Genomic DNA, 12,348 nt, shown 5'->3' with positions numbered 1-12,348 from the left:
CGACATGGACGTCACTTGCTTTGCGTACTGCCCACAACCAGAACAAATGGCAACAGGAGCATTTCCCATGACGTCATCCAACGCCAGTCAAGGCGCAGGACAACTTGAAACACGCGGCATCGAGCCGGTTCCGGAAAACGAGTGCAACGGCCATCCGCTGCAACTGTTCTGGGTCTGGTTCGCGGCCAACATCAGCATTCTCGGCTTGCCGTTGGGTGCGACGCTGGTGGCCTTTCGCGGGCTGTCCATTGGCCAGGCAATCATCGTGGCGATTCTGGGAGCGGCGGGCTCCTTCGCTGTGGTGGGGGTTATTTCCATCGCAGGCCGACGCGGCCGTGCGCCCAGTCTGACCCTCTCGCGTGCCATTTTCGGGGTGCGCGGCAATATCGGTCCGACCATCGTTTCGCTGATGTCGCGCCTGGGTTGGGAAACGGTCAACACCACCACGGCTGCTTTCGTGTTGCTGTCGCTGTGCTCGATTCTGTTCGGTACGGCGGTCGAGGCGAAAAACTCGCCGGGCCTGACCCTGCTGTTCATCGCGATTTTCGTACTGATGACTCTCACCGTTTCCGGACTGGGCCACGCCACGCTGCTGGTCATCCAGAAATGGGCGACGTACATCTTTGGCGCACTGAACATCATTGTCGGCGGTTTCCTGATCGCACACATCGACTGGACTGCGGTATTCAATGCCACCCCGGCCCCCCTCAGCGCGATGATCATCGGCGTGGGCACCATGGCGGCGGGCACCGGCATCGGCTGGGCGAACGCGGGCGCCGACATGTCGCGCTATCAACACCGCAGCGTCAAAGCCACTCGCCTGGTCGCCTCGGCGGCATTCGGTGCGGGCATTCCTCTGGTACTGCTGATCACTCTCGGCGGCTTGCTGTCGGTGGGCAACGATCACCTGGCGTCGGCCACGGACCCGATCATCGCGATCCGCGAATTGCTGCCGACCTGGATGGCCGTTCCTTACCTGATCACGGCCTTCGGCGGGCTGTTGCTGTCGAACAATCTGTCGGTGTATTCGGCCGGGCTGACCACGCTCACCTTGGGTCTGAAGATCAAGCGCGTTCACGCAGTGATCGTCGACATCGTGGCGATCTTCGCCGGTTCGATCTACTTCATGCTGATCGCCGACAGCTTCTATGGCCCGTTCATCACCTTCATTTCGATGCTCGCCGTGCCGATCACCGCGTGGGTCGGGATCTTCGTCGTCGATCTGATCCATCGCCATTACTACTCGGCCAAGGATCTGATGGACGTGTCGCCACGCAGCGCCTACTGGTATCGCGGCGGGATCGAGTGGCGAGCGCTGGGATCCTGGGCGCTGGCGATTGTTTTGGGGTTCAGCTTCACCACTGTCGCCACTACTGCGGACAACGTGTTGTTCAAAGGCTTTCTGTCTGACTCCTGGTTTGGCCACAACGGTCTGGGCTGGATCGTGACCTTCGTGGTCGCTGGCGGCCTGTATGCCATTCTCGGGGGTTCTCGCGACCGCCGCGTCGTTCCCGAAGAGGCTGCTCATGCCCGCTAGATTGCTCTACACAGGCCAGGTCGTGGTTGACTTGGTCATGGCGCTCGATGCCTTGCCACGCTCAGGCGGCGATGTGCTCGCCAGCTCGGCGAAGTTCGAGACCGGAGGTGGTTTCAACGTGATGGCCGCTGCTTGTCGAAACGGCATGCAGACGGTCTATCTAGGGCGTCACGGTTCGGGTCGCTTCGGCGACCTGGCGCGTCAGGCGATGGCTGCCGAAGGTATCGAAATCGCAACGCCGGGGTCCGATGATCAGGACACCGGTTTGTCGGTCGCGTTGATCGAACCGTCCGCCGAGCGCTCGTTCATCTCTTACGTGGGCGCCGAAGGCGGGTTGTCCCGCGAGGACCTGCGCAGCGTCACGGTGCTCCCTGAGGATTATGTGTGCGTCAGCGGCTACAGCCTGTTGCACAAGCACAAAGTCTCGACTTTGCTGGAGTGGCTGTGCGAGCTGCCCAAAGGTGCGGGAGTGGTGTTCGATCCCGGTCCGCTGGTGAACTCGCCGGACGGCCCCGAGATGCAGGCGGTGCTGCCTCTGATCACCTTGTGGACCAGCAACTGCGAAGAGGCATTGCGCTTCACCGACTGCGAAGTCATCGCCGATGCACTGGAGCAGTTGGCGCAGTGGCTGAACGACGATGCACTGATCGTCGTGCGTGACGGGCCTCAGGGTTGCTGGATTCGTCAGCAAGGGGAAACGCGCCATGTGCGGGGTTTCCCGGTCACCGCCATCGACACCAACGGTGCAGGGGATGCTCACGCCGGTGTATTGCTGGCCGGGCTGGCGGCGGGGCTATCAGCGGAACAGGCCGCATTGCGCGCTAACGCGGCAGCGGCGATTGCCGTGACCCGCTGGGGGCCTGCGACCGCACCGAAAGCCGATGAGGTTGATGAGCTGATTGGCGGATAACCCTGTAGCCGTCCGACTTGCCGGCGGTGGCGATCTTGGGTGTGTCACCGCCGGCAAGCCGGACGGCAACAGAAGCTGTATTTGCGAAACGGTAATGCGCGATCGCGCCGGCATTCAGCCCAACCCGTACTTTTTGACCTTGTCGAACAACGTAGTCTTGGCCATCCCCAGTTCCTGACTGGCCTGGCTGAGATTCCCGCCACTGCGCTGCAATGCCTCGCTGAGCATGTTCTTCTCGAACGCCTCCACGGCTTCGGAAAAACCCAGACTCTGGCTGCTGACCGAAAGCCCTGACTTCTTGAAAGCAGGAAGCCCCAAAGCATAACGCTCTGCGACGTTACGCAACTCGCGCACGTTGCCCGGCCAGTCGTGGCCCATCAGTGCGGACATTGTCTGCGAATCCAGCTGTGGCGGCTCACGATCGAAACGCAGCGAAGACAACTGCAAAAAGTGCTCGAACAATTGCAGGATATCTTCGCGGCGTTCACGCAGAGGCGGCAGTTCAAGCGTTACTACATTGAGACGGTAATAGAGATCGCTACGGAACTGACTGGCTTTGCTCAGTTCGTTGAGGTCCGACTTGGTCGCGGCGATCACGCGGCAATCCACGGCAACGCTTTGATTGGACCCCAGCCGCTCCAGCGTGCGCTCCTGCAAGACCCGCAGCAGTTTGATCTGCAGGTTGATCGGCATGCTTTCCACTTCATCGAGAAAGAGCGTGCCGTTGTGTGCGTGTTCGATCTTGCCGATGCGCCGTTTGCCAGCACCGGTGAAGGCATTGGCTTCGTGGCCGAAGATCTCGCTTTCGAAGAGGTTTTCCGGAAGCCCGCCGCAGTTCAGGGCGACGAACTGACTGGAATGACGCCGACTGAAATCATGCAGGCAACGGGCGACCAGTTCCTTGCCGGTACCGGTTTCGCCTTCGATCAACACGTTGGCCGAGGTGTCGGCGACATTGGTGATCAGCGCCCGCAGATTCTGCATGGCGGCCGAGCGCCCGATGATTCTGCCTTCCAGCGAATCGCGCTCGGCCAGTTGACGACGCAGCGACCAGACTTCCCGCGCCAGCCCGCGTTGCTCCAGCGCACGTCGGGCGACATCCACCAGGCGTTCGGGGGAGAAGGGTTTTTCCATGAAATCGTAAGCGCCGTCGCGCATCGCCCCGACCGCCATCGACACATCGCCGTGGCCGGTGATCAGCACCACAGGCAGCGTGCGATCACGCGCCTTCAGGCGTTTGAGCAGTTCCAGCCCGTCGATGCCTGGCAGGCGAATATCGCTGATGACGATCCCGGCAAAATTGTCGCCGACCAGCGCCAGCGCCTCTTCGGCACTGCCCACGCCCTGACTGTGAATGTCTTCCAGTGCCAGCGCCTGTTGGCAGCCGAGCAGGACATGAGGATCGTCTTCGACGATGAGGACAGTCAGTTCAGTGTTCATTCGAAACTCTCATCGATACACCTGTGAAGAAAATGCTGGCTGACACACCGCTCCGCCGGCAGGCCGGACTGCTAGAGGAACAGAGTCGGCCTTGAAATCTCATGCGGTGTGAGCCCCGCTGTTCACCAGCGGCAACATCAACACGAACATCGTGCCTCCTTCGGCCGGGTCTTCGGCATTCAGGCTGCCTCCTGCCGCAGCAGCGAGACTGGCCGACAACGTCAGGCCCAGTCCCAGGCCCTGTTCACCGGGCTTGGTGGTGAAAAACGGTTCGAACAGATGCTTGCGCGCTTCAGCGTCGATGCCGTGGCCGTTGTCGCGGACTCGCAGGCGATAGCGGCCTTCGAACAGGTCGCCCTCCAGCCACAGCACCGGCAGCGGTTGCGCCTGCATGGCGTCCAGCGCATTGCCAATCAGGTTCACCAGAATCTGTTCCAACCTGGTTTGATCAATCGCCAGCTCCACATCGTCGAATTGTTGATGCAGTGCCAGCGAGTTGCTTTCCAGACGTCCGGAAAGCAATTGGAGTGCGGCTTCTACCGCCTTGGTCAGCGATGCCTGGCCCTTGTCTTCGCCGCGTCGGGCAAACGCGCGCAGGCTCGCCGTGATACGACCCATGCGGTCCACCAGATCATTGATGGTTCGCAGATTGGCGCTGGCGGTGTCCAGCGCGCCACGCTCGATGAAGCGCACGGTATTGCCGGAAAGCGTGCGCAATGCCGCCAGCGGCTGGTTGAGTTCATGAGCGATGCTGGTGGACATCTGCCCGATAGCCGCCAGTTTGCCGGCCTGCACCAACTCATCCTGCGCCTGACGCAACGTCTCCTCGGCCTGACGCCGCTCGCGAATCTGCCCCTTGAGGCGTTCATTGCTGGCGCGCAGATCAGCGGTGCGTTCGGTAATCCGACGCTCCAGTTCGTTGTTGGCTTGCTCCAGTGCCTCACGTGCGGCGAGGCGAGTGGAAATCACCTTGCGTCGCTCGTTCCAGGCGATCAGCAGAAACGCCACCAGCGCACAGGCCACGGCCACCAGCATGCCTTGGTTGGCAGCCTCACGACGCAGGTCTTCCAGCGGTGTGAGCAGGGTGAGATGCCACGGCGTGTCGGCCAGATCGCGGGTCTGCGCCAGATAACTCACCACCGTATGTTCATGGTCGACACTGGTGTTGGCGGGGAAGGTCAGCTTCTCCACACCCTCGGAAATCAGTTCGCGTTCCAGCGGCACCAACTCGTTGAGCGGCCACCAGTAATATTGCAGGCTGCGCGCCAGTCGCTCCTTGGTTTCCGCGGTCAGCGGACGAACCGATTTAAGACGCCGTGCCGGATCGCTGGACAGAATGATGATGCCGTTCTCATCGCTGACGAAGGCTTCCAGACGCGCCCGCTGCCAGCGTTCTTCCAAGGCTTCCAGACGCACTTTGATCACGGCAACGCCGATGATCTTGCCTTTTTCTTCCAGCCCGTGGGCGAGGTAATAACCCGGCTCGCCGGTGGTGCTGCCTATGCCGTAGAAGCGCCCGGGCAGGCCGCGAATGGCGTCCTGGTAATAGGCGCGGAAGGACAGGTCTTCGCCCAGATAACTGTCGGCATCGCGCCAGTTACTGGTGGCCAGCACACGGCCAGTGGTGTCGAGCACGTAAATGGCGCGACTGCGGCTGCGGCGGTTCAGGCCTTCGAGGTAGTCGTTGACCTTGCTGCGCAGTTCTGGCGACGGATCGTTGAGCAGGTCAGAGACATTGGATTCGAGCTCCAGCACGCTGGGCAGGTAGTTGTACTTGTTGATTTCGCTTTCGACGGTACGGGCGTGCAGTTCGAGCTGACGCTGGCCGTTTTCGCCAAGTGCCTGGATGCCGTTCTTTTCGCTGTACAGATAAGTGACATAGCCCAGCGCGATCATCAGCAGAATGACCAGCGGCGGCAGGAACAGGTGGCGGATCAGGCGGGGTTTCACGGCAAGTGATGGCGGCGCGCTAAGAGGTGGATCGCATTTCATCACAGTCGTCCTGGACCGACCAGCCGCTCGTGTCATGGATATCGACATGAGCGGCCGGAGGGTTTTGTGCCCTTGTGGGGCTTTGCCCTCGTGAGGCAGATTCGGTTTTAGTGCTGCAGGATTTTGTTGAGGAAGTGCTGCGCGCGCTCGGAGCGTGCGTTGACGTCACCGAAGAACTCTTCCTTGGCGCAGTCTTCGACGATCTGTCCCTTGTCCATGAAGATCACGCGGTCGGCCACTTTGCGGGCGAAGCCCATTTCGTGGGTCACGCACATCATGGTCATGCCTTCGTGGGCCAGTTGCACCATCACGTCGAGTACTTCGTTGACCATTTCCGGGTCCAGCGCCGAAGTCGGTTCGTCGAACAGCATCACCACCGGGTCCATCGCCAGTGCACGGGCAATCGCCACACGCTGCTGCTGACCGCCGGACAGTTGCCCTGGATGCTTGTGCGCGTGGGCCGACAGACCGACGCGTTCGAGCAGTTGCAGGCCCTTCTTGGTGGCTTCTTCCTTGCTGCGACCCAGTACCTTGATCTGCGCGATGGTCAGGTTTTCGGTAATAGTCAGATGAGGAAACAGCTCGAAATGCTGGAACACCATGCCCACGCGCGAGCGCAGTTTCGGCAGGTTGGTTTTAGGATCGGCGATCGAAGTGCCATCGACCACGATGTCGCCTTTCTGGAACGGCTCCAGCGCGTTGACGCATTTGATCAGGGTCGATTTACCCGAGCCCGAAGGTCCGCAGACCACGATCACTTCGCCTTTCTTGACCTCAGTGCTGCAATCGGTCAGCACCTGGAAGTCCCCATACCACTTGTTGATATTTTTGATGGAAATCATACGGCTAACCTTTTCTGCATGAGCTTGACCAGACGCGAGGCGACGAAGCTGATCGTGAAGTACACAAGACCCGCGACGATCAGGAACTCATTGGAACGACCAATGATGTCGCCGCTGGAGCGGGCCGAGTTGAGGAAGTCCACCAGGCCGACCGTGTAGACCAGCGAGGTGTCCTGAAACAGGATGATGCTCTGCTGCAACAGCAGCGGGGTCATCTTGCGGAACGCCTGCGGCAGGATGATCAGGCGCATCATCTGGCCGTAGGTCATGCCCAGCGCTTGAGCCGCGCCCATCTGACCACGGGAAATCGACTGCACACCGGCACGCACGATTTCGCAGAAGTAGGCCGCCTCGAACATCATGAAGGCTACGACGCAGGAGGTGAATGCACCGACCGGGGTGTCTTCGCCGGTGATCCAACGCAGCACGAACGGTACCGCCAGATAGAACCAGGTGATCACCAGCAGCAGCGGAATCGAACGGAAGTAGTTGACGTAGGCGCCAGCAATCCGCGAGAGCAGCTTGTTCGATGACAGGCGCATCAATGCCAGGACCGTGCCGATGATGATGCCGCCAACGATCCCCATGACCATCAGTTGCAAGGTCATGATCATGCCGTTCCACATGCCGGGAATGGCCGGAATGACTCCAGAGAAGTCCATTATTTACCTCCCACGGAAATCAGGCCCGGCACTGCGACCTTCTTCTCGACCAAGCGCATGAGCAACATCAGGCTCATGTTCAGGGTGAAGTAGATCAGCGTTGCGAGGGTGAAGGCTTCGAACAGGTTCGCGGAAAACTCGGCGGTCTGCTTGGTCTGCGCCAATAGCTCCATCAGGCCGATCAGCGAGGCAACGGAGGAGTTCTTGAACACGTTGAGGAATTCGGAGGTGAGCGGCGGAATGATGATCCGGTAAGCCTGCGGCAGCAGCACGTTCCAGTAGATCTGCGGCAGCTTGAAGCCCATGGCGCGCGCGGCCGATTCCTGGCCCACGGGCAGCGCCTGAATGCCGGTACGCACTTGTTCGCAAACCCGCGCGGCGGTGAACAGACCCAGGCACACGACAACGCTCAGGAATGCCGAGGTGGTGGGGTTGAGGTCTTGCTTGTACCACTCCTGCAGGTTTTCAGGCAGCAGATCGGGCACCAGGAAGTACCAGATAAACAGCTGCACCAGCAGTGGCACATTACGGAATATTTCCACGTAAACCGTGGCAATGGTGGAGACGATGCGATTAGGCACCGTGCGCATTACCCCGAGCACCGAGCCCAGGATTAACGCGATGATCCAGGCGGCGACTGCAATCGCGATGGTCCAGCCCAGACCGGTAATGTACCAGTCCAGATAGGTCTCGCTGCCAACGCCGGTGGACTTGAAGAACACGCCCCAGTCCCAGTTGTAATTCATCAGGGTCTCCCCTCTGATCGATCAATGTACTGATACCCGCCTGGGGAGGATCCTTTCCCTTTTGACGTCGAGCGTCAGGCCCACACGCTCGGCTGAAAACCGCCAGATCGAGTGTTCCGGATAAAACCGGCAGGTATTAACAGACGCCTGAGGGAAGTGGCTCCCTCAGGACATAAGGTTAGTCAGGAATCAGATTTTTACGTCTGGCGCCGGCTTGTCGCTGGGATTGGCGATCAGCTCTTTGACCTTCTCGCTCATCGGGAAGTTGAGGTTCAGACCTTTAGGTGGAATCGGGCTTTCGAACCACTTGCTGTAGATCTTGTTGATCTCGCCGGATTTGTACAGACCGACAATGGCGTCATCCACGGCTTTCTTGAAGTCCGGATCCCCTTTGCGAACCATGCAGGCATAGGCTTCGAAGGACTGTGGAGTGCCAGTGATCACCCAGTCATCGGGCTTCTTCGCTTTGGCTTCTTCGCCGGCCAGCAGGGCGTCGTCCATCATGAACGCGACGGCACGACCGCTCTCCAGCATCTGGAACGACTCGCCATGGTCTTTGGCAGAGATGACATTCATGCCCATCTGCTTGTCGGCATTCATCGCCTTGATGAGGCGTTCGGACGTGGTGCCCGCCGTGGTCACGACGTTTTTGCCTTTAAGGTCAGCGAAGTCTTTGTAGCTCGGGTTGCCATCTTTGTCTTTCTTGACCAGCAGACGTGTGCCGATTTCAAAGATATTGACCGTGAAGTCGACCTGCTGCGCGCGCTCGGCGTTGTTGGTGGTGGAGCCACATTCAACGTCCGCAGTACCGTTCTGAATTAATGGAATGCGGGTTTGCGAGGTCACCAGGTTGTACTTGACGTTCAGGTCAGGCTTGTTCAGGTCTTTCTTGATCGCTTCGACGATAGCCTGCTGGATATCGTGGGAGTAACCAACTGGTTTGCCGGAGGCGTCGGCGATGTAGGAGAAAGGAATCGACGAGTCGCGGTGAGCCAGGGTGATGGTGCCAGAATCGTTGATTTTCTTCAGAGTGCCGGTCAGTTCGGCGGCGGACACTGGGGTGCTGATCAAAGCGGCTGCAGCAATGGCCACGCCCAGAATGTGGGGAACGATACGCATCTGTTAATCCTCGACTTTGTTTTTTTTATGGGTCCGGTGTTGGGTCGGCCCTATCGTTTCAGAACGCTACAACGGCGGCCCATGCAGGCGGCACGCTACATCGGAGCAATCGTGAATGAGTGTAGAGCATGAGTCATGCCAAGCACGTGACAGCGCTTAACTGGCTGAAATAGAAGGGAATTTATTCTCTGTTCTGAAACGCAGGGAGATTTCCCGTACGGAATGCCGAATAGGCGGGAGGTGATCGTTCGGAAATCCGAATGCGCTTTCCTGATTCGGTGAGATTTTTTGTGGAGGTCCGGCTTGCCGGCGGCAACATTATTAGAGTCGCTGCCGCCCGCAAGCCGGACTGCTAACGCCGGGGTTGGATCAAGCGGCTTCTATCGCGCTTTTATTACGCGCAACTTTGTCGAGATACGTCTGCACGTTCTGCTGTTCTTCTGCCGTAGTGAAAAGCCCCAGCTTGGTCCGACGCCACAGAATGTCATCAGCTTGGGTGGCCCATTCCGCGCTGCACAGGTAATCCACTTCGCGACTGTACAGCCCACCGCCTAAGTGTTCGCCCATGTCGCCCAAGCCTTGTACACCCTCGACGATCCGCCAGCTGCGCGAACCGTAGGTAATGGCCCAGCGTCTGGCGATTTCTGCCGGCAGCCAGCTGCAACGCTGCTGCAGGTCGGCGGCCAGTGCGGCTGGAGTGGTCATGTTCTCGCCGCCGGGCAGGCTGGCCTTGGCGGTCCAGGCGGGACGCATCTGGGTGAAGAACGGCGCCAACTGCTGCATTGCCGACTCGGCCAGCTTGCGATACGTGGTGAGCTTGCCGCCGAACACCGACAGGATGGGTGCCTCTTCGGCGCTGCCTGACAGCGACAGCGTGTAGTCACGGGTGATGGCCGAAGGATTGTCCGACTCATCGTTGCACAGCGGACGCACACCCGAATACGTGCGAATGATGTCGTCGCGGCTGAGCTGCTTGTTGAAGTGCTCGTTGACGATCTTCAACAGGTAATCGGTCTCGCCTTCAGTGATCGCGACCTTGGCCGGGTCGCCAGTGTATTCGCGGTCAGTGGTGCCGATGATGGTGAAGCGTTCCAGATACGGAATGGCGAACACAATGCGTTGGTCTTCGTTCTGCAGAATGAAGGCGTTTTCGCCTTCATAGAGCTTGGGCACGATCAAATGGCTGCCCTGAATCAGGCGGATGCCGTACTGCGATTCCAGCTTCAGATCTTCGCGAATGAACTTGGCGACCCAAGGGCCTGCTGCGTTGACCAGCGCCTTGGCGCGAATGGAAAACAGGCTGCCGTCGGCGCGTTCCATGTTCAGGTGCCAGAGGCCGCCGCTGCGGCGAGCACTCAGGCAGCGAGTCTGGGTGTGAATGTGCGCGCCTTTTTCGCGTGCGGCCATGGCGTTCAGAACCACCAGGCGGGCGTCATCGACCCAGCAGTCCGAATACTCGAAACCGCGGGTGATCGAGCTGTTCAGCGGACTGTTGGCGCCGAAACGCAGGCTTTTCGAGGCCGGGAGTTTTTCACGCTTGCCCAAGTGGTCATAAAGGAACAATCCGGCACGAATCATCCAGGCAGGACGCAAGTGCGGGCGATGAGGCAGTACGAAGCGCATGGGTTTAACGATGTGTGGCGCCTTTTCCAGAAGCACTTCCCGTTCGGCCAAGGCTTCGCGCACCAGGCGGAATTCGTAATGTTCGAGGTAACGCAGCCCGCCGTGGATCAGCTTGCTGCTGGCCGAGGAGGTATGGCTGGCCAGATCGTCCTTTTCGCAAAGGAACACCGACAGACCGCGCCCCGATGCGTCCGCCGCAATCCCGACACCGTTGATCCCGCCGCCGATCACGGCGATGTCGTAGACCTCGGAAAGCGGGGGGGTAGGCAAGGTGGAATGGGCCATCGGGGCCTCCTGTCTGGTTTCGATCACGCCTTGATCAAAGGCATTCGCTAAGGGCGAATTCGAACATTTATGTTCATTTGCGAAAATAGTAACGCAATAAGACGCCCCTCACCACTCGGTATTGATTGAAAATACTGATCAGAGAGAAACGAAAGGAACAAAAACGAACATGGTTGCGGGAGGGGAGTGCGAATTATCCCGTTCGCTGCGGGTGAAATCTGTAGCAGAACGACTTGCCGGAGGCTGCGATCCCGAGACTGCCACCGCCGGCAGGCCTGACTGCTACAGGCGGCAGAGGTCTGATAAACGGAAGCGCTAAACCACTTCCAGGCGAATCTTGTTTTGCGTCAGCAATTGCGCCAGGGCAGGCACCGGGGCCTGATCGGTGACCAGGCAGTCGATCAGGGTAATCGGGCCAAGGCGAACCATGGCGTTGCGCCCGAACTTGCTGGAGTCGGCTGCCAGGATCACTTGTCGCGCATTGGCGATGATCGCCTGAGACACGCGCACTTCCTGGTAATCGAAATCCAGCAAGCTGCCATCTTCGTCGATGCCGCTGATCCCGACCAAGGCAAAGTCGACCTTGAACTGGGTGATGAAATCGACACTCGCCTGACCGACCACGCCGCCGTCGCGACGCACATTGCCACCGGCCAACAGCACTTCGAAGTCGTCCTTGCCGCTGAGAATCGAGGCGACGTGCAGGTTGTTGGTGATGATTTTCAGATGGTTATGGTTGAGCAGGGCGCGGGCGATGGATTCGGTAGTGGTGCCGATATTGATGAACAGCGAGGCGTGATCTGGGATCTGCGCGGCAATGGCCTCGGCGATGCGCTGTTTCTCGTCGCGCATCTGGTCGGCACGCATGGCGTACGCGGTGTTCTCGATGCTGGAGTCATAGGCAGCGCCACCATGGTAGCGACGCAGCAGGTTCATTTCCGCCAGTTGATTGATGTCGCGCCGTATGGTTTGCGGGGTGACGACGAACAATTGGGCCATTTCTTCGATGCTGACGTAGCCGCGCTCACGGACCAGCTCGAGGATCTGCTGTTGACGGGGTGGCAGATTCATTTTTTTTCCTTCGGGCAAGGGCGCCCATGATGCCGCAGGCAGCCATTACCTGTCAGCCGGAAAAACACCCACCTGTGTTCACGCCGATCATCTTTAGCAGCACGGCTTGCCGGCGGTTGCG

At 59.4% G+C, this 12,348-nt stretch carries 10 protein-coding genes; 2 read left to right on the top strand and 8 right to left on the bottom strand.

The window, feature by feature from the left end; translation table 11 throughout:
- The first annotated feature begins 67 nt into the window (after positions 1–67).
- Both BWR59_RS22440 and BWR59_RS22435 read left to right on the top strand, forming a co-directional pair.
- Entirely contained in the window at positions 68–1,537 is a 1,470-nt protein-coding gene (locus BWR59_RS22440) for a cytosine permease (RefSeq protein WP_081567815.1), read from the top strand.
- Positions 1,527–2,447, top strand: a complete 921-nt coding sequence (locus BWR59_RS22435) for a PfkB family carbohydrate kinase (protein ID WP_081567814.1) — start codon at positions 1,527–1,529, stop codon at positions 2,445–2,447. The genes BWR59_RS22440 and BWR59_RS22435 overlap by 11 nt, the downstream gene beginning before the upstream one ends.
- Positions 2,448–2,561: 114 nt before the next feature.
- On the opposite strand, the gene BWR59_RS22430 is transcribed toward BWR59_RS22435, so the two are convergent.
- The 8 genes from BWR59_RS22430 to BWR59_RS22395 all read right to left on the bottom strand — a co-directional run bounded on the left by BWR59_RS22430 (position 2,562) and on the right by BWR59_RS22395 (position 12,227).
- Entirely contained in the window at positions 2,562–3,887 is a 1,326-nt protein-coding gene (locus tag BWR59_RS22430) for a sigma-54 dependent transcriptional regulator (RefSeq protein ID WP_081567813.1), read from the bottom strand.
- 99 nt (positions 3,888–3,986) lie between these two features.
- Positions 3,987–5,879, bottom strand: coding sequence for an ATP-binding protein (locus BWR59_RS22425; protein WP_081567812.1), 1,893 nt, complete (start codon positions 5,877–5,879; stop codon positions 3,987–3,989).
- A gap of 107 nt (positions 5,880–5,986) precedes the next feature.
- A complete protein-coding gene (locus BWR59_RS22420; protein WP_062388030.1) occupies positions 5,987–6,721 on the bottom strand; it encodes an amino acid ABC transporter ATP-binding protein in 735 nt (244 codons plus the stop codon).
- Positions 6,718–7,386, bottom strand: coding sequence for an ABC transporter permease subunit (locus tag BWR59_RS22415; RefSeq protein ID WP_178111244.1), 669 nt, complete (start codon positions 7,384–7,386; stop codon positions 6,718–6,720). Before BWR59_RS22415 ends, BWR59_RS22420 begins: the two co-directional genes overlap by 4 nt.
- Entirely contained in the window at positions 7,383–8,129 is a 747-nt protein-coding gene (locus tag BWR59_RS22410) for an amino acid ABC transporter permease (RefSeq protein ID WP_081567810.1), read from the bottom strand. The genes BWR59_RS22415 and BWR59_RS22410 overlap by 4 nt, the downstream gene beginning before the upstream one ends.
- A gap of 189 nt (positions 8,130–8,318) precedes the next feature.
- Positions 8,319–9,248, bottom strand: a complete 930-nt coding sequence (locus BWR59_RS22405) for a glutamate/aspartate ABC transporter substrate-binding protein (protein WP_081567809.1) — start codon at positions 9,246–9,248, stop codon at positions 8,319–8,321.
- Positions 9,249–9,617: 369 nt separating this feature from the next.
- Positions 9,618–11,156, bottom strand: coding sequence for a glycerol-3-phosphate dehydrogenase (gene glpD / locus BWR59_RS22400; RefSeq protein WP_081567808.1), 1,539 nt, complete (start codon positions 11,154–11,156; stop codon positions 9,618–9,620).
- A gap of 315 nt (positions 11,157–11,471) precedes the next feature.
- Entirely contained in the window at positions 11,472–12,227 is a 756-nt protein-coding gene (locus tag BWR59_RS22395) for a DeoR/GlpR family transcriptional regulator (protein ID WP_037012305.1), read from the bottom strand.
- Positions 12,228–12,348 lie beyond the last annotated feature (121 nt).

This window comes from Pseudomonas sp. Bc-h (assembly GCF_002080045.1).
GTDB lineage: Bacteria > Pseudomonadota > Gammaproteobacteria > Pseudomonadales > Pseudomonadaceae > Aquipseudomonas.
This window is presented reverse-complemented; position numbering and strand designations above follow the sequence as displayed.